Genomic DNA, 17,519 nt, shown 5'->3' with positions numbered 1-17,519 from the left:
GCCGTGCGATCGTCTCCGCCAGAGGTCGACCGCGTCGCGGCGTCCCGTGCCGCGGTGGCCGCGCGCCGTGCTCGAGCGACCGTCAAGTCCGCGATCGCGGCCGGATCGCGGAGCCCGCTCGACGTGCTCCGCGCGGCGTTCGAATCTCCCGAGGGCGTCGAGGGGCGCTTGCGGGTGACCGAGTTCCTGACGTCCATCCCCGCGATCGGGCAGACCAAGACCGCGCGCATCATGCAGGAGCTCGAGATCTCGCCGTCGAAGCGCCTCGGCGGGCTCGGGCGGTTGCAGCGACGCCGGCTCCGCGAGTTCGTCGCCGACTGGGTCGCCTCCCATGGCGGCACCGGCGATCGACTCGTCGTGCTCGCCGGGCCCACGGCGGTGGGCAAGGGCACCGTCGCCGAGTACATCCGACGCCATCACCCCGATGTACGGCTGTCGGTGTCGGCCACGACGCGCCAGCCGCGCCCCGGTGAGGTCGAGGGTGAGAGCTACTTCTTCGTCGACGACGCGGAGTTCGACCGCCTGATCGAGGCCGGTGAGCTCCTCGAGTGGGCGACCGTGCACAACGCCTCGCGGTACGGCACCCCGCGCAAGGCGGTCGAAGAGGCGATCGCCGCCGGCAACAGCGTGCTGCTCGAGATCGACATCCAGGGCGCACGCTCGGTTCGCCGCGCCGCACCGGAGGCCACCCTCGTCTTCCTGCTGCCGCCGAGCTGGGACGAACTCGTGCGTCGGCTCGTCGGCCGGGGCACCGAGAGCCCGGCCGAACAGCAGCGCCGACTCGAGACCGCGAAGGTCGAATTGGCGGCCGTCGACGAGTTCGATCACCAGGTCGTCAACCACGACGTCGCCGAAGCCGCGCAAGAGGTCGTAGACTTGATGAGATCTCGCAAGGGTCGGCGTTGAGCTGCCCTCGCCACGACTTTCCGCGCACTGCGGGTGCGCACACCACGATCAAGGAGTCATTCCATGGCTGAGAAGCTGTCCGGCATCATCGATCCGCCCATCGACGACCTGCTCTCGAAGGTCGACTCGAAGTACCAGCTGGTCATCTTCGCGTCCAAGCGTGCGCGCCAGATCAACGACTACTACGCCGACCTGCACGAGGGAAGCCTCTTCGACAACGTCGGCCCGCTCGTGGACTCCTCGATCGACGACAAGCCGCTCTCGGTCGCACTGCACGAGATCAACGAAGACAAGCTCCGGCTCCGCCCGATCGCCGAGTGATCCGGAGGGCCGGATGACTCGGCTCAACGTCGTCGTCGGCATCACCGGCGGCATCGCCGCGTACAAGGCCGTCGGCGTCGTTCGGGCGCTCGTGCTCGCGGGGCATGACGTTCACGTCGTGCCGACCGAAGGCGCGCTGCGCTTCGTCGGGCGGCCGACCCTCGAGGCGATCTCGCGCAATCCGGTGCACACCGAACTGTACGAGGGCGTCGCCGAGGTGCGGCACGTCGCGATCGGGCAGGCTGCCGACCTCATCGTCATCGCGCCGGCGACCGCGAACTCGATCGCGAAGCTCGCCGTCGGCCTCGCCGACGACCTGCTCGGCAACACGGTGCTCGCAAGCGAAGCGCCGGTCGTCATCGCGCCCGCCATGCACACCGAGATGTGGCGACACCCGGCGACCCAGGCGAACATCGCCACGCTCCGCGCTCGCGGCGTCACGATCGTCGGCCCCGCCGTCGGCCAGCTCACCGGGTCCGACAGCGGCGCCGGCCGCATGGAGGAGCCCGACGTGATCGTGCGGGCGGCACTCGAACGTGCTGCCGTCGAGACCGACGCGTCCGGTGCATCCGCGAATCGTCGCGATCTCGAGGGGCGCCGCGTCGTCGTGAGCGCGGGCGGCACACGAGAGCCGCTCGATCCCGTGCGGTTCCTCGGCAACCGATCGAGCGGCAAGCAGGGCATCGCCATCGCCGAGGCCGCGCAGGCACGAGGTGCGCAGGTCACGCTCATCGCGGCGAACCTCGAGGTCGACGAACCCGAGGGCTGCGACATCCGCCGCGTCTCGACCGCGCTCGAACTGCAGCATGCCGTGGCCGAGGTCGCGCCCGGCGCCGATGTCGTCGTGATGGCTGCGGCGGTCGCCGACTACCGCCCCGCGAGCGTCAGCGAGTCGAAGATCAAGAAAGACCAGAGCGACGACGGCCTGACCCTCGAACTCGTGCGAAACCCCGACATCCTCGCCGGGCTCGGCCATGCGCCGCATGCCGGCACCGTGCTCGTCGGCTTCGCGGCCGAGACCGAGTCCGACGACGCGCGCCTCCTCGCGCTCGGCCGCGCCAAGCGCGAGGCGAAGGGCGCCGACCTCCTCGTCGTCAACCGGGTCGGCTGGAACGAGGGTTTCGCGAGCGACGAGAACGAGGTCGTCGTCATCGGCGACGACGGCACCATCGTCACACGAGCACACGGAACGAAGCTGTCGGTGGCGCATGCGATCCTCGACGTGGTTGTCTCGGAAGCGACGACTGCGGCATCGACCGCGACGAGCACGAAGGAAACAGATCCCGCATGAGCGCACTCCGCCTCTTCACCTCCGAGTCCGTCACCGAGGGACACCCCGACAAGCTCTGCGACCAGATCTCGGATTCGATCCTCGATGCCCTCCTTCGCGAAGACCCCACGAGCCGCGTGGCCGTCGAGACGCTCGTGACCACCGGTCTCGTGCACGTCGCGGGCGAGGTCACGACGAGCGGATACGTCGAGATCCCCGCGATCGTGCGCGAACGTGTCACCTCGATCGGCTACGACTCCTCCGACGCGTGGTTCGACGGGCGATCGTGCGGAGTGTCGGTGTCGATAGGTGGCCAGTCGCCCGACATCGCCCAGGGCGTCGACCACGCGTTCGAGTCCCGTGAGCGCGCGAGCGAAGACGCGCTCGACCAGCAGGGCGCCGGTGATCAGGGCATCATGTTCGGCTACGCCACGCGCGAGACGCCCGAACTCATGCCCGTGCCGATCTGGCTCGCCCACCGACTCGCCGAGCGGCTCGCCGCCGTGCGCAAGAACGGCGAGCTCGACTACCTGCGCCCCGACGGCAAGACCCAGGTCACGATCGGCTACGACGGGCAGGTGCCGCAGACGGTCGAGACGGTCGTGCTCTCGACGCAGCACACGCTCGCCGTTTCGACCGAGCAGCTTCGCGCCGAAGTCGATGAGCTCGTGATCAGGCCGGTGCTCGACACCGTCGAACTTGCGCGGCCCGACCTCGACGTGCTCATCAACCCGACCGGCCGCTTCGAGATCGGCGGCCCGCAGGGCGACGCCGGGCTCACCGGGCGCAAGATCATCATCGACACCTACGGCGGCGCGAGCCGGCACGGCGGCGGCGCCTTCAGCGGCAAAGACCCATCAAAGGTCGATCGCTCGGCGGCGTACGCGATGCGCTGGGTCGCCAAGAACGCGGTCGCCGCAGGACTCGCCGACCGGCTCGAGCTGCAGGTGGCGTACGCCATCGGCAAGGCCGCACCGGTGGGCCTCTACGTCGAGACTTTCGGCACCGGCGCGCTGCCCGACGAGCAGATCATCGCGGCCATCCGCGAGGTGTTCGACCTGCGACCGGCCGCGATCATCCGCGACCTCGACCTGCTTCGGCCGATCTACGCGCAGACCGCGAGCTACGGCCACTTCGGCCGCGAGCTGCCCGACTTCACCTGGGAGCGCCTCGACCGCGTCGACGACCTCCGCACCGCTGCCAGGATCTGACGTGGCCGGCGGCTCGGTCGCCCGAGTGCTCGTCGACTCGCCGCTGCCGCAGCTCGACCAGCTCTTCGACTACGCGGTGCCCGAGCGGTTCCGTGAGGCGGCCCGCGCGGGAGTGCGGGTGCGGGTGCCGCTGCGATCGGGCGGGCGCATCGCGAACGGCTGGCTCGTCGAACTCGTCGGAACGAGCGAGTACGAGGGGCGGCTGAGCGAGCTCGAAGACGTCGTCTCCGAGGTGCCCCTGCTGATGCCCGAGGTGTGGGCACTCGCGCGTGCCGCGGCCGACCGTGCGGCCGGAAACGCCGGTGACATCCTGCGTGTCGCAATCCCGAGCCGCTATGTGCGTGCCGAGCGGGCGTGGCGGGCGGCCGAGCCAGACGCCGGGGAGCTGCCGGCGCGGGCGGCTCCGATCCCGGGGTACGAGAGCGGTCGTTTCGAGGCGGGCATCGACGCAGGCGAGCGGATGTCTCTCGCCGCCGACCCCCGACCCGTGCGGCTCGGCTCCGGCGAGTGGGTCGGCGCCTGGGCGGCGATCCTTGCGGCGGCGGCGGCGCACACGCTCGCGGCCGACCGGTCGAGCCTCATCATCGTGCCCGACTACCGCGACCAGGAGCAGCTTCAGGCGGCCCTCGCCGATCTGCTCGACCCGCGTCGAGTCCTGCGCACCGACGCGCGCCAGACTGGCGGCGAGCGGTTCCGGGCGTTCCTCGACGCCACCGGTTCCGATGCCCGGGTCATCATCGGAAACCGGTCGACCGTCTACGCCCCGGCGGCGCGGCTCGGCCTCATCGCGATGTGGGACGACGGCGATGGGCTGCAGAACGAACAGCTCGCGCCGGGCGTGCATCCGCGCGATGCCGCGCTGATCCGGCAGGAGCAATCGGGGGCTGCGCTCGTCTTCCTCGGCCACACCCGGAGCGTCGAGGTCGAGCGACTCGTCGAGATCGGCTGGGTGCACGACGTGCCGGCCGTCAAGCAGGTGAAGCCGCGCGTCATCCCGACCGAGCACCAGGCCGCACCCGAGCCGGGCTCGGCGCGCATCCCGTCGAGTGCGTGGCGTGCGGCACAACAGGCGATCCGCGAAGGGCCGGTGCTCGTGCAGGTGGCACGCCCGGGGCATGCGCCGCTGCTCACGTGCGACCGATGCCGCGAGCCGGCGCGATGCGCCGCGTGCGGCGGTGCGCTGGTCGTGCCGCGCAGCGGGGGAGACCCGCGCTGCGTGCTCTGCGGCACGAGTGCGAGCACGTGGAAGTGCCCGGTCTGCGAGGGCACGAAGCTGCGCGCGGCGACGGTGGGGGCCAGTCGCACCGCCGAAGAGCTCGGGCGGGCGTTCCCGGCTGCAAGGGTCATCCTCTCCGACGGCGAGCGGCCGGTGCTCCGGGTCGGCGGCGAGCCCGCGCTCGTGGTGGCGACGCGCGGTGCCGAGCCGATCGCCGACGGCGGCTACCGGGCCGTGCTCCTTCTCGACGGCGAGCGGATGCTCCTGCGCGAGTCCCTTCGCGTCGCAGAAGACTGCCTGCGCTGGTGGTCGAACGCCGCGGCGCTCGCCTCGCCGGGCTCGCCGGTCTACCTCGTGGGCGTGGCCGGCGCGCTCGCGAACGCGCTGACCTCGTGGCGGCAAGCGGAATGGGCGAGCGGCGAACTCGCGAGCCGACGTGCGCTCCGCTTCCCGCCGGCTGTTCGCGTCGCGAGCGTGACGGCGGCACCGGCGCTCGTCGCGCGGGCCCTGACCGCGGCGCAGGCCGCAGCCGACGGTGTCGACGCCCTCGGGCCCGTGCCCGCCGATGAAGGACTCGAGCGCGCGATCGTGCGGTTCGACTACTCGGCCGGCGCCGCGGTCGCGCGGGCGCTCCGTGCCGAGATGATCACGGTGTCGACCGAGCGCCGGCGGCCGGTCACCGGCCGGCCGCCGAAGCGCCCGTCGGTGCTGCGCGTGCGCTTCGACGACCCCGACGTGCCGTAGGCGTCGCCCGGTCGGCGACAATGGAGTGTGCAGAAGCTCCGCATCGTCTTCGCCGGCACTCCTGCCGTCGCCGTCCCGTCGCTCGAACGTCTCTCGGCGACCGACCATGAACTCGTCGGCGTCGTCACGCGTCTGCCGGCGCCGCTCGGACGCAAGCGCGTGCTGACTCCGTCGCCGGTCGCCCGGGCCGCGGCGCGCCTGCAGGTGCCCGTCATCGAGGCGAATCGTCTGGACGCCGACGTCACCGAGCGCGTGGCCGCCCTCGCCCCCGATCTCGGCGTCATCGTGGCGTATGGCGGCCTCGTGCGCGAACCACTCCTCTCCACGCCGGTGCACGGCTGGATCAATCTGCACTTCTCCTTGCTGCCGGCCTGGCGCGGAGCGGCCCCCGTGCAGCACTCGCTCATCGCCGGTGACCGCGTCGCCGGCGCATCCGTCTTCCAGCTCGTCCCCGAACTCGACGCGGGCGAGGTCTTCGCGACCCGGCCGCACCCCCTCCGCGGCGATGAGACGGCCGGCGAGCTGCTCGACGAGCTCGCCGTCTCCGGTGCCGAGTTGCTCGCCGGCGTCGTCGACGGTATCGCCGACGGCACGGCGCACGCGCACCCTCAGACGGGTGAACCGAGTCTCGCCGCGAAGCTCACGATCGACGATGCGCGCCTCGACTGGTCGCGCCCCGCGACCGAGGTGCACGCGCGGTTCCGAGGCGTCACGCCCGAGCCCGGCGCGTGGACGACGGTCGATGAACAGCGGCTGAAGGTGCTGGGCCTCGACGATGCCAGCGGCATCGCGGATGCTCCGACGCTCGCGCCCGGCGAGATGGTGCTGGCCGATCGCCGCCTGTTCGTCGGCACGGGCACGAGGCCGCTCGAACTGCGGCGCGTGCAGCCGGCCGGCAAACCCGCGATGGATGCCGGCGACTGGTGGCGCGGCGCAGCGCGCAGCGCGGCGGTGGCACGATGAACGGCGGTACGACGAGCGGTGGCCGCGGCAACGCGGGCGGTGCTCGAGGCGGAAACGGAAAGGAAAACGGAAACGGAAGCCGGCCCGGCAGCAGCTCCCGCGCCGCGTCGACGCACATCTCGCCCGCCCGGCTCGTCGCCGTCGACGTGCTCGAGGCCGTTCGCGCCGATGAGGCCTATGCCAACCTGCTGCTGCCGACCCGCATCCGTCGTGCCGGACTGAGCCGTGCCGATGCGGCCTTCGCGACCGAGCTGACCTACGGCACGCTGCGCATGCAGGGCTTCTACGACCGTGTCATCGAGCTTGCCGCGAATCGGCCTGCCGAGGCGATCGACCCGGCGGTGCTCGATGTGCTGCGGCTCGGCGCGCACCAGCTGCTCGCGACCAGGGTGGCGACGCACGCCGCCGTGAACGAGCAGGTCGAGCTCGCGCGCCGGGTCGCCCCGAAGGCGGCGGGCTTCGCGAACGCGGTACTCCGCACGATCTCCCGCACCTCGCCCGAGGAGTGGCGCGAACTCGTCGCCGAGGGCACGTCCGGAGAGGACGCCCGGCTCGCGGCCGTGACCAGTCATCCCGAGTGGATCGTGCGCGCGCTGCGCACCGCCCTCGAGCACGAGGGCCGCGGCGACGAGCTCGAGGCGCTGCTCCACGCCGACAACGCCTCGCCGCGCGTGAACCTCGCGGTGCTGCCCGGCCTCGGCGTCGACACGACCGGCATCGACGGCTTCGAGCCCGACCGGTTCTCGCCGATCGGAGCGGTCGCGGGCGACCCGATCGCCGCCGCCGAGGCATCCGGGGGGCGCATCCGGGTGCAAGACGAGGGGTCGCAGCTCGCGGCCCTGGCGCTCAGCCGTGCGGTGCCGGTGCGATCGGGCGAGCGGTGGCTCGACCTCTGCGCGGGGCCCGGCGGAAAGACCGCGGTGCTCGCCGCCGAGGCGCTGGCGGGCGGTGCTCGGCTGTCGGCGAATGAGACCGTGCCGGTTCGCGCCGAACTGGTGCGCAGTGCGATCGCCGGGGTGCCTCTCGACGTCGACGTGCACGTCGGCGACGGACGCGATCTCGATCTCGACGTGCTCGGAGCGCCCGACGGGTTCGACCGCATCCTCCTCGACGCACCATGCACGGGGCTCGGCGCGCTCCGTCGTCGCCCCGAGGCCAGGTGGCGCAAGGCCCCCGCGGATGTCGCGGAGCTGACGAAGCTGCAAGGCGAGCTGTTCGACAGCGCCTTCGCCGCGCTCGCCCCCGGCGGCATCCTCGCCTACGTCACGTGCTCGCCCCACACGGCCGAGACGCACGGCGTCCTCGCTGCTGCGCTGCGGCGCGCAGGCTCGATCGCCGAGCAACTCGACACGCGCCTCGTCGTCGAGGGGCTGTCGCAGCACCCGCTCGATCTCGCCGGCGCACCCGAGACCGTGCAGCTGTGGCCGCACCGGCACGGCACCGACGCGATGTTCATCGCGCTCGTGCGCAAGCGGCAGGGCGGTGCCTCAGCCGCCGGTGCCGCTCGATAGGGTGGCAGCATGACGACGCGGATCAACCCGAGCATCCTCGCTGCCGACTTCGCGAACCTCGAGCGCGAGCTCGATCGAATCGCGAGCGCAGACCTCGTGCACGTCGACGTCATGGACAACCACTTCGTGCCGAACCTGACCTTCGGACTGCAGATGGTCGAACGACTCCAAGAGGTGAGCGCGATCCCGCTCGACGTGCACCTCATGATCGACGACCCCGATCGCTGGGCACCCGGCTACGCAGAGACGGGCGCCTTCTCGGTGACGTTCCACGCCGAAGCCGCCGCGGACCCGGTGGCGCTCGCGCGCAGGCTCCGCGAGATCGGTGCACGCGCCGGCATCGCGCTGAAGCCCGGCACCGACGTCGAGCCCTACCTCGAGCTGTTGCCCGAGTTCGACCAGGTGCTCGTGATGACGGTCGAACCCGGCTTCGGCGGGCAGTCGTTCATGCCCGAGACGATGCCGAAGCTGCAGCGGTTGCGCTCCGCCGTCGAAGCGACCGGCCTCGACGTGTGGCTGCAGGTCGACGGCGGCATCTCGCTCGACACGATCGGCATCGCCGCCGAGGCCGGTGCGAACACCTTCGTGGCGGGCTCCGCGGTCTTCGGCGCCGAGGTGCCGGCCGAGCGCATCGCATCGCTTCGTGACGCCGCATCGGCGCACACGCATCGGCCGCGTTCAGGCACCGGTAGTCTGAACGGGTGAAGACTTTCGACGACCTCTTCGTCGAGCTCGCCGACAAAGCCCGAACCCGCCCCGAGGGTTCCGGCACGGTGCGTGAGCTCGACGCCGGCGTGCACGCCATCGGCAAGAAGATCGTCGAGGAGGCGGCCGAGGTGTGGATGGCGGCCGAGTACCAGAGCGATGACGAGACCGCTGAAGAGATCTCGCAGCTGCTCTACCACCTGCAGGTGCTCATGCTGGCCAAGGGGCTTTCGCCCGCCGACGTGTACCGACATCTCTGATCCCGCTCATGCCCGATCAGAACCGTCGACACGAAAGTCAGGAAATGCTCCGAATCGCCGTGCCCAACAAGGGCTCGCTCGCCGAGACCGCCGCGCAGATGCTGTGGGAGGCCGGGTACACCGGTCGCCGAGACCCGCGCGACCTGCACACCGCCGATCCCCGCAACGGGGTCGAGTTCTTCTACCTCCGCCCGCGTGACATCGCGACGTACGTCGGCTCAGGGGCCCTCGACGTCGGCATCACAGGGCGCGACCTCCTGCTCGATTCTGGCTCGGATGCCGCAGAGATCGCGCCGCTCGGATTCGGCGACTCGACGTTCCGCTTCGCCGGGCCGGCGGGCGGGTTCACCGAACTGGCCGACCTCGAGGGCGTCCGCGTGGCCACGAGCTACCCGGGCCTCGTGGGGGCGTTCCTCGCCGGTCACGGCGTCACCGCCAAGCTCGTGAAGCTCGACGGCGCGGTCGAGTCGGCCGTGCGCCTCGGGGTCGCCGACGCGGTCGCCGACGTCGTCTCGACGGGTTCGACGCTCCGCAAGGCCGGCCTCGAGATCTTCGGTCCGGTCATCCTCGACTCCGAGGCCGTGCTCATCGGTTCCGGCGTCGACAAGCCCGGTGCCGCGACACTCCTGCGGCGCCTGCAGGGCGTGCTCGTCGCGCGCCAGTACGTGCTGCTCGACTACGACGTGCCGGTCGAGTACCTCGAACGCGCCACGGCCGCGGCCCCGGGCTTCGAATCCCCGACCGTCTCGCCGCTGCACGACCCCGAGTGGGTCGCCGTGCGGGTGATGATCCCGCGGGTCGACATGAACCACGTCATGGACGAGCTGTACGAACTCGGCGCACGGGCGATCCTCGTGAGCGCCATCCACGCGGCACGGTTGTGAGGCTCGCATGTCACTCGCCGTCCGCGTGATCCCGTGTCTCGACGTGGCCGCGGGCCGCGTCGTGAAGGGCGTCAACTTCCAGAACCTGCGGGATGCCGGCGACCCCGTCGAGCTCGCGGCCCGCTACGCCGAGCAGGGAGCCGACGAGCTCACCTTCCTCGACGTCACCGCCACCGTCGACGACCGATCGACGACCTACGACATGGTGCAGCGGGTCGCTGAACAGGTCTTCATTCCGCTCACGGTGGGCGGCGGCATCCGCTCGGTCGACGATGTCGCGCGGCTGCAGGGGCATGGTGCCGACAAGATCGGCGTCAACAGCGCCGCGATCGCGCGCCCTCCGCTCATCGCCGAGATCGCCGATCGCTTCGGCGCCCAGGTGCTCGTGCTCTCGCTCGACGTGAAGCGCTCCGAGCGCACGCCGTCGGGCTTCGTCGTGACGACCCACGGCGGGCGCACCGAGACCGAGCTCGACGCGCTCGACTGGGCGCGACGGGCGATCGAGCTCGGCGCAGGGGAGCTGCTCGTCAACTCGATCGACGCCGACGGCACGAAGGCCGGATTCGACCTCGAGCTCACCGCGCTCATGCACGAACTGTCGACGGTGCCGGTCATCGCCTCGGGTGGAGCGGGAGCTGTCGCCGACTTCCCGCCCGCGATCGCTGCCGGCGCTGATGCGGTGCTCGCGGCATCCGTCTTCCACAACGGCGAGCTGACCATCGGCGAAGTGAAGGCCGCCCTGGCGGCCGACGGGAGGATCGTGCGATGAGCATCGCCGGATCGACGGCCGAAGAAGCGCTCGAGCGCGCCGTCTTCAACGACGACGGGCTGCTGCCCGCCGTCATCCAGCAGTGGGACACCGGTGAGATGCTGATGCTCGGCTGGATGGACCGCGAAGCGCTGCGACGCACCCTCACCGAGGGCCGGGTGACCTTCTGGTCGCGGTCGCGCCAGGAGTATTGGCGCAAGGGCGACACCTCCGGGCATGTGCAGTACGTGCGCTCGGCCGCCCTCGACTGCGACGCCGACACCCTGCTGGTGAAGGTCGAGCAGGTCGGCGCGGCCTGTCACTCCGGTACCCGTACCTGCTTCGACGGCGATCCCATCGCCGTGACCGCCGGATTCCCGCCCGCAGCCTGACGACGAGGAGCATACGTTGGCCGACGCCACGACCACCTTCGACGACTTCGCCGCCCTGCTCGCGGGGCGCCGGGTCGTGCCCGTCGTGCGCGAGCTCTTCGCCGACGGCGAGACTCCGGTCGGCATCTACCGCAAGCTCGCCGGCGACCGCCCGGGCACGTTCCTGCTCGAGTCCGCGGAGCAGGGAGGCATCTGGTCGCGCTACTCCTTCGTCGGCGTCTCCTCGTACGGCGTGATCACCGAGGCCGACGACCGGGTGAAGTGGCAGGACTACGGGCTGAGCGCCGAACGCGCACTCGGCGATGCCGCGGATCTTCCGCCGCTGGCCGCCCTCGAGGCCCTCTTCGAACGCTGGCGCACCGAAGACGTGCCGGGGGCGCCGCCCCTCAGGGGCGGCCTCGTCGGATTCATCGGCTGGGAGGCGATCCGTCAGATCGAGCGGCTGCCGAACCGTCCGCCGTCCGAGTTCTCGCTTCCCGGCCAGGCGTTCGCATTCGTCTCCGAGCTGGTCGTGATCGACCATCACACCGGCACGGTCCAGCTCATCGCCTCGGTGCTGAACGATTGCGGCGAGGCGGCAGACGCCCTCTGGGCAGATGCGCAGAGCCGTCTCGACCGCCTGCAGCACGGACTCGCCCAACCGTCGGAGGCGTGGTTGGCCGAGATCGACCTGGGTCGCGCCGCCGAGCCGGTGCACCGCACCCGGAAGGCCGACTTCCTCGCGGCCGTGGAGCGGTCGAAGGAGTACATCCGCGACGGCGACGTCTTCCAGGTGGTCATCTCGCAGCGCTTCGAACAGGAGGCGACCGCGCATCCCATCGACGTGTACCGAGTGCTCCGCAGCCTGAACCCCAGCCCGTACATGTACTTCCTGCACCTGGAGGACACCGCGGGGGAGCCGTACTGGATCGTCGGCTCGTCGCCCGAGGCGCTCGTGAAGGTGCAGCACGGCCGCGTCTTCACGCATCCGATCGCCGGCTCGAAGCCCCGGGGCGCAACGCCTGAAGCGGATGCCGACTTCGAGTCCGAACTCATCGCCGACCCCAAGGAGCAGGCGGAGCACCTCATGCTCGTCGACCTCGCACGGAACGACCTCGCGAAGGTCTGCACCGCGGGTTCGGTCGAAGTGACCGAGTTCATGCGGGTCGAACGGTTCAGCCACATCATGCACCTCGTCTCCTCGGTCGAGGGCGATCTGCTGCCCGGGGCGAAGGCGATCGACGTGTTCCGTGCCACGTTCCCTGCCGGCACCCTGTCGGGTGCGCCGAAACCGCGGGCGCTCGAGATCATCGACGAGCTCGAGCCCGCGCAGCGGGGCTTGTACGGCGGAGTGGTCGGGTACTTCGGGTTCGGCGGGGATGCCGATCTCGCGATCGCGATCCGCACCGCGACGATCTCGGGCGGCGTCGCCCGAGTCCAGGCGGGCGGCGGACTCGTGGCCGACTCCGACCCGGAATCCGAGTACCAGGAGTCGCGCAACAAGGCCGCCGCGCCGCTCCGCGCCGTCGCCGTCGCGAACGCCATGCGCAGGGTGGACTCATGAGTGCGGCGCGCATGAAACTGCCGTCGATCGTCGCGACGATCATCGGCGCGGGGTTCGTGCTGCTCTCCTGGAGCCAGACCTGGTTCGAGCTGGTGATCGAGGCGAGCACCGCCGTGGGTGCCGGTGAGGCCATTGCGGTCGCCGGCGGCGTCGCCTCCCCGGCGCTCGCGGCGCTCGGGCTCGCAGGACTTGCGGTCGCACCCGCCATCGCGATCGCCGGCCCCGGCATCCGCATCGTGCTCGGAATGCTCGAGATCGTGCTCGGCGGGTGCGTGCTGCTCGCGGCGGGTCTGACACTGGCCGATCCCGTCTCCGCCGTCTCCGCCGCGGTCACCGAGGCCACCGGCGTCGCCGGTGCCGCACCGACCGCCGAGCTCGTGGCCTCGGTCGCTGCGACGTTCTGGCCGACGCTGGCACTCGTCGGCGGGGTGATCCTCGTGCTCGGCGGCCTCGTCGTGCTCGTGACCGGCAGCCGGTGGCCGGCCTCGTCGCGCCGATACAGCAGTGCCCGCCTGTCGGCGACTGATCGGCCCGCGGCCGACGCCGAGCGCCCGGCCTCGGATCGCGCGATCGACGACTGGGACGGCCTGAGCCGCGGCGACGATCCGACCGACGATGCCCGGTCGACCCCGGGCGCGACCGGCCCGGCAGACGATGACGGCGAGCCGACGGCCGACGAGAGCCCGAGCGGCGCGAACCGCTAGACTGGCCGACGGAAACCCCCGCACGAAGGAGCATCATGAGCATTGAGACCGCAGATCCCGGCCACGGACACTCGCCCGCGGCATGGACCTCCGTCACGATCATGCTCATCGCGATCACGATCGGCACCGTCGCCTTCTTCTTCGACGTGCAGTGGCTCGTCTGGGCATCGGCAGGGCTCGTCGTCGTCGGCCTCCTCGTCGGTTGGGTCCTCGCCCGGGCCGGCTACGGCGTCGGCGGCTCGAAGGTCACCGAAAAGGCGCACTAGTGCTCGCCGAGTTGACGGCCAACGCGGTCGCCGACGCACTGTCGCGCCGCGAGAGCGCACCGCTGGCCGAGGTCGAGGCGGCCGCGCTCGCCCGCCCGGCCGCGCTCGATGCGATCGAGGCGCTGCGGCCCGGCTCGCGTGTGAAGGTCATCGCCGAGATCAAGCGCTCGAGTCCTTCGCGAGGCGCGCTCGCGTCGATCGAAGACCCCGCCGCCCTGGCACGCCGCTACGAGCTCGGCGGCGCGAGCGCCATCAGCGTGCTCACCGAGGGTCGCAAGTTCGGCGGCTCGCTCGCCGATCTCGAGGCCGTACGGCAGGCCGTGGCGCTGCCGGTGCTTCGCAAGGACTTCATCGCGACGCCGTACCAGGTGTTCGAGGCACGAGCGGCAGGCGCAGACCTCGTGCTGTTGATCGTCGCTGCACTCGACGATCCGACGCTCCGCGAGCTCTACGACCTCATCGTCGAGCTCGGCATGACGCCCCTCATCGAGACCCACGCCGCCGACGAGCTCGAGCGCGCGGCAGCGCTCGGTGCCCGTCTCATCGGCGTGAACGCCCGCGACCTCTCGACGTTCGAACTCGACCGCGACCTCTTCGGTCGACTCGCCCCACTGTTCCCCGAGGGCGCCATCCGCGTTGCGGAGTCCGCCGTGCTGTCGGTGGCGGATGTCGTGCACTACCGCTCTTCGGGCGCCGACGTCGTGCTCGTCGGAGAGGCGCTCGTCACAGGCGGCGACCCGATTGCCAATCTCTCAACCTTCCTGGCGGTGTGACATGGCGCTCAGAGCGCAGACCGGTCCGTACTTCGGCGACTTCGGCGGGCGCTTCGTGCCCGAGTCCCTCGTCGCCGCCCTCGATGAGCTCGGTGAGGCCTACGACCTCGCGAAGCTCGATCCGGCGTTCGGCGCAGAACTCGCCGAGCTCGGTCGCAGCTACACCGGGCGACCGTCGATCATCACCGAGGTGCCGCGCTTCGCCGCGCACGCGGGTGGCGCCCGGGTCATCCTCAAGCGCGAAGACCTCAACCACACGGGTTCGCACAAGATCAACAACGCGCTCGGCCAGGCGCTCCTCACGAAGCGCATCGGCAAGTCGCGGGTGATCGCCGAGACGGGCGCCGGCCAGCACGGCGTGGCCACGGCGACCGCCGCAGCGCTCTTCGGGCTCGACTGCGTCATCTACATGGGCGAGGTCGACACCGAGCGACAGGCGCTCAATGTCGCGCGCATGCGGCTGCTGGGCGCCGAGGTCATCGCGGTGACGGCGGGCTCGCGCACCCTGAAGGACGCGATCAACGACGCGTTGCGCGACTGGGTGACCAACGTCGAGACGACCAACTACATCTTCGGCACGGTCGCCGGGCCGCACCCCTTCCCCGAGATGGTGCGCGACTTCCAGAAGATGATCGGCGAAGAGGCGCGCCAGCAGGTGCTCGATCTCACGGGCGCACTGCCGACCGCGGTCACCGCGTGCGTGGGCGGCGGTTCGAACGCGATCGGCATCTTCCACGCCTTCCTCGACGACGTCGACGTCGCGCTCTACGGTTACGAGGCGGGTGGCGACGGCGCCGAGACCGAGCGGCACGCCGCGACCATCACGAAGGGCCGCCCCGGCGTGCTCCACGGTGCTCGCAGCTACATGCTGCAAGACGACGACGGCCAGACGATCGAGTCGCACTCGATCTCGGCCGGCCTCGACTACCCGGGCGTCGGTCCCGAGCATTCCTGGCTTGCCGCGATGGGCCGCGCGAACTACCGTCCGGTCACCGATGCCGCCGCGATGGAGGCGCTGCGCCTGCTCACCCGCACCGAGGGCATCATCCCGGCGATCGAGTCGGCGCATGCCCTGGCCGGCACGCTCGAACTCGGCCGTGAGCTCGGCCCCGGTGCGACGATCCTCGTGAGCCTGTCGGGTCGCGGCGACAAAGACATGGACACGGCCGCACGCTACTTCGAGCTCTACGACCAGGAGAACGCCGAATGAACACCGTTGGTCCCGTCATTCGCCGACGCAACGACGAGGTCAACGGGGCCCTCATCGGCTACCTCCCGGTCGGGTTCCCGACGTTCGACGAGAGCATCGAGGCGGCCGTCGCCATCGTCGAGCACGGCGTCGACGTGATCGAACTCGGTCTTCCGTATTCCGACCCGGTCATGGATGGACCCGTGATCCAGGCGGCCACCCAGCAAGCCCTCGCGAACGGCTTCCGGATCGCCGACGGTTTCGAGGCGGTGCGGCGCATCACCGAACGGGTGGATGCCCCGGTGCTGATCATGACCTACTGGAATCCCGTCGTGCAGTACGGCGTCGACCGGTTCGCCGACGATCTCGCCGCGGCCGGGGGAGCGGGGCTCATCACCCCCGACCTGATTCCCGATGAGGGCGCCGAGTGGATCGCGGCATCCGAGCGCACAGGCCTCGACCGGGTCTTCCTCGCCGCGCCGACGTCGAGCGATGCACGCATCCGCCAGGCCGTCGAGGCGAGTCGCGGCTTCGTCTACGCCGTCTCGACCATGGGCATCACAGGCGCCCGCAGCGACGTCGACCAGGCCGCGCGCACGCTCGTCGAGCGGCTCTCCGCGGCGGGCGCACCCGCCAGCTGCGTCGGGCTCGGCATCTCGACGGCCGCGCAGGTCGCCGAGGTGCTCGAGTACGCCGAGGGTGCCATCGTCGGCTCAGCCCTCGTCAACGCGCTCGCGAACGGCGGTGTCGCCGCAGTGGGCGAGCTCGCGACCGAACTCGCGCGCGGCACCAGCGCCGAGTGAAGTACGCTCATTGAGGCCGTCCGCGGCCGACGCATCTGAGGAAAGGCACAAGCCGGCGTGATCGCACCGTTCAGCATTCCGAGCCCCGACCCCGCGTGGCGCACCCTCGAGATCCCGGTTCCGTGGGGCATCCTGTCGATCCAGATGTACGCCCTCTGCATCCTCGTCGGCATCATCCTCGCCGTCATCATCACCTCGCGCCGGCTCACTAAGCGCGGCGCCGAGCCCGGCATCGTGCTCGACATCGCCCTGTGGGCGGTGCCGCTCGGCATCATCGGTGCCCGGTTCTACCATGTGTTCACCCACCCCGACGACTACTTCTTCGAGGGTGCGAACGTCTGGAACCCCTTGGAACCCGGCGCCATCTGGAACATCTGGGAGGGCGGCAACGCGATCTACGGCGCCCTGCTCGGCGGCGCGGTGGGTGTGATCATCGGCTGCCGGTTCACCGGCATCCGCTTCTGGTCGTTCGCCGACGCGCTCGCTCCCGGCCTGCTCGTGGCGCAGGCGGTGGGCCGACTCGGCAACTGGTTCAATCACGAGCTCTTCGGCTCGCCGACCGATCTGCCGTGGGGCCTCGAGATCTCCTCCGCCAACCCGGCCTTCCCGGCCGGCCTGGCCGAGGGCACCCTCTTCCACCCGACGTTCCTCTACGAACTCGTCTGGAACCTCGCGGGTGCCGCCGTCATCGTCCTGCTCGAGCGCAGGTTCAACCTGCGCTGGGGCAAGGCCTTCGGCGTGTACCTCATCTGGTACGGCGCGGGCCGCGCGTTCTTCGAGTCCATCCGCCTCGACCCGAGCGAGATGCTCTTCGGCATCCGGGTGAACGTCTGGGCGTCCTTCGCCGCGATCGTCATCGGCATCGTGCTGATCCTCGTGCAGCGCCGCAGGCACACCGGTGACGAGCCGAGCCCGTACGTGCCTGGACGTGAGTGGAGTGCTCCCGATGCTGAGGTAGACTCCGAAGACACCGAGTCCGACTCCGACTCTCTCGACGACGATGTCGAGGGCGAGAGCGAACCGGGCGCGACGGCGGCCACAAGCCCCAGCCGATCCACCTCAGAGTAGGTACGCCCCAACGCCACGTTCTCCGAAGCGACGCCGCACCAC

19 protein-coding genes are annotated in these 17,519 nt (G+C 70.8%); all 19 read left to right on the top strand.

The window, feature by feature from the left end:
• Positions 1–3: 3 nt before the first annotated feature.
• Positions 4–906: a guanylate kinase gene (gmk, locus tag DCE93_RS08105; protein ID WP_108596661.1), complete on the top strand. Its 903-nt coding sequence runs from the start codon at positions 4–6 to the stop codon at positions 904–906.
• A 63-nt stretch (positions 907–969) separates the two neighbouring features.
• Positions 970–1,227 (top strand): DNA-directed RNA polymerase subunit omega, encoded by a 258-nt coding sequence (gene rpoZ, locus DCE93_RS08100; protein ID WP_022891987.1) that lies wholly within the window; start codon positions 970–972, stop codon positions 1,225–1,227.
• A gap of 13 nt (positions 1,228–1,240) precedes the next feature.
• On the top strand, positions 1,241–2,518 hold the full coding sequence (coaBC, locus tag DCE93_RS08095) for a bifunctional phosphopantothenoylcysteine decarboxylase/phosphopantothenate--cysteine ligase CoaBC (protein ID WP_108595440.1): 1,278 nt from the start codon (positions 1,241–1,243) through the stop codon (positions 2,516–2,518).
• Positions 2,515–3,708: a methionine adenosyltransferase gene (gene metK / locus DCE93_RS08090; protein ID WP_108595439.1), complete on the top strand. Its 1,194-nt coding sequence runs from the start codon at positions 2,515–2,517 to the stop codon at positions 3,706–3,708. The genes coaBC and metK overlap by 4 nt, the downstream gene beginning before the upstream one ends.
• 1 nt (position 3,709) lies before the next feature.
• The gene (locus DCE93_RS08085; RefSeq protein ID WP_108595438.1) at positions 3,710–5,668 is read left to right on the top strand and encodes a primosomal protein N' family DNA-binding protein; all 1,959 of its coding nucleotides are present in this window, start codon (positions 3,710–3,712) and stop codon (positions 5,666–5,668) included.
• Positions 5,669–5,695: 27 nt separating this feature from the next.
• The gene (fmt, locus tag DCE93_RS08080; protein ID WP_108595437.1) at positions 5,696–6,631 is read left to right on the top strand and encodes a methionyl-tRNA formyltransferase; all 936 of its coding nucleotides are present in this window, start codon (positions 5,696–5,698) and stop codon (positions 6,629–6,631) included.
• The gene (locus DCE93_RS08075) at positions 6,628–8,142 is read left to right on the top strand and encodes an RsmB/NOP family class I SAM-dependent RNA methyltransferase (RefSeq protein WP_108596660.1); all 1,515 of its coding nucleotides are present in this window, start codon (positions 6,628–6,630) and stop codon (positions 8,140–8,142) included. Before fmt ends, DCE93_RS08075 begins: the two co-directional genes overlap by 4 nt.
• A 9-nt stretch (positions 8,143–8,151) precedes the next feature.
• The gene (rpe, locus tag DCE93_RS08070; RefSeq protein WP_108595436.1) at positions 8,152–8,847 is read left to right on the top strand and encodes a ribulose-phosphate 3-epimerase; all 696 of its coding nucleotides are present in this window, start codon (positions 8,152–8,154) and stop codon (positions 8,845–8,847) included.
• Positions 8,844–9,107, top strand: a complete 264-nt coding sequence (locus DCE93_RS08065; protein WP_108595435.1) for a phosphoribosyl-ATP diphosphatase — start codon at positions 8,844–8,846, stop codon at positions 9,105–9,107. The genes rpe and DCE93_RS08065 overlap by 4 nt, the downstream gene beginning before the upstream one ends.
• A 44-nt stretch (positions 9,108–9,151) precedes the next feature.
• Complete coding sequence (gene hisG, locus DCE93_RS08060) at positions 9,152–9,991, top strand: ATP phosphoribosyltransferase (RefSeq protein ID WP_108595434.1); 840 nt, start codon at positions 9,152–9,154, stop codon at positions 9,989–9,991.
• Positions 9,992–9,998: 7 nt separating this feature from the next.
• On the top strand, positions 9,999–10,760 hold the full coding sequence (hisF, locus tag DCE93_RS08055; RefSeq protein WP_108595433.1) for an imidazole glycerol phosphate synthase subunit HisF: 762 nt from the start codon (positions 9,999–10,001) through the stop codon (positions 10,758–10,760).
• Positions 10,757–11,131 (top strand): phosphoribosyl-AMP cyclohydrolase, encoded by a 375-nt coding sequence (hisI, locus tag DCE93_RS08050; protein WP_108595432.1) that lies wholly within the window; start codon positions 10,757–10,759, stop codon positions 11,129–11,131. Before hisF ends, hisI begins: the two co-directional genes overlap by 4 nt.
• Before the next feature lie 16 nt (positions 11,132–11,147).
• Positions 11,148–12,674: an anthranilate synthase component I gene (locus DCE93_RS08045; protein WP_108595431.1), complete on the top strand. Its 1,527-nt coding sequence runs from the start codon at positions 11,148–11,150 to the stop codon at positions 12,672–12,674.
• Entirely contained in the window at positions 12,671–13,378 is a 708-nt protein-coding gene (locus DCE93_RS08040; RefSeq protein ID WP_108595430.1) for a Trp biosynthesis-associated membrane protein, read from the top strand. Before DCE93_RS08045 ends, DCE93_RS08040 begins: the two co-directional genes overlap by 4 nt.
• A gap of 35 nt (positions 13,379–13,413) precedes the next feature.
• The gene (locus tag DCE93_RS08035) at positions 13,414–13,644 is read left to right on the top strand and encodes a DUF6704 family protein (protein WP_108595429.1); all 231 of its coding nucleotides are present in this window, start codon (positions 13,414–13,416) and stop codon (positions 13,642–13,644) included.
• Positions 13,644–14,417: an indole-3-glycerol phosphate synthase TrpC gene (gene trpC / locus DCE93_RS08030; protein WP_108595428.1), complete on the top strand. Its 774-nt coding sequence runs from the start codon at positions 13,644–13,646 to the stop codon at positions 14,415–14,417. The genes DCE93_RS08035 and trpC overlap by 1 nt, the downstream gene beginning before the upstream one ends.
• Before the next feature lies 1 nt (position 14,418).
• Entirely contained in the window at positions 14,419–15,627 is a 1,209-nt protein-coding gene (gene trpB, locus DCE93_RS08025) for a tryptophan synthase subunit beta (RefSeq protein ID WP_108595427.1), read from the top strand.
• Positions 15,624–16,409, top strand: a complete 786-nt coding sequence (gene trpA, locus DCE93_RS08020) for a tryptophan synthase subunit alpha (RefSeq protein ID WP_108595426.1) — start codon at positions 15,624–15,626, stop codon at positions 16,407–16,409. Before trpB ends, trpA begins: the two co-directional genes overlap by 4 nt.
• A gap of 57 nt (positions 16,410–16,466) precedes the next feature.
• Positions 16,467–17,477: a prolipoprotein diacylglyceryl transferase gene (lgt, locus tag DCE93_RS08015; protein ID WP_108595425.1), complete on the top strand. Its 1,011-nt coding sequence runs from the start codon at positions 16,467–16,469 to the stop codon at positions 17,475–17,477.
• Positions 17,478–17,519 lie beyond the last annotated feature (42 nt).

It is taken from the genome of Agromyces badenianii (assembly GCF_003070885.1).
Taxonomy (GTDB): domain Bacteria; phylum Actinomycetota; class Actinomycetes; order Actinomycetales; family Microbacteriaceae; genus Agromyces; species Agromyces badenianii.
Note: the sequence above shows the minus strand (reverse complement) of the source record. Positions and strands in the feature narration are given on the sequence as shown.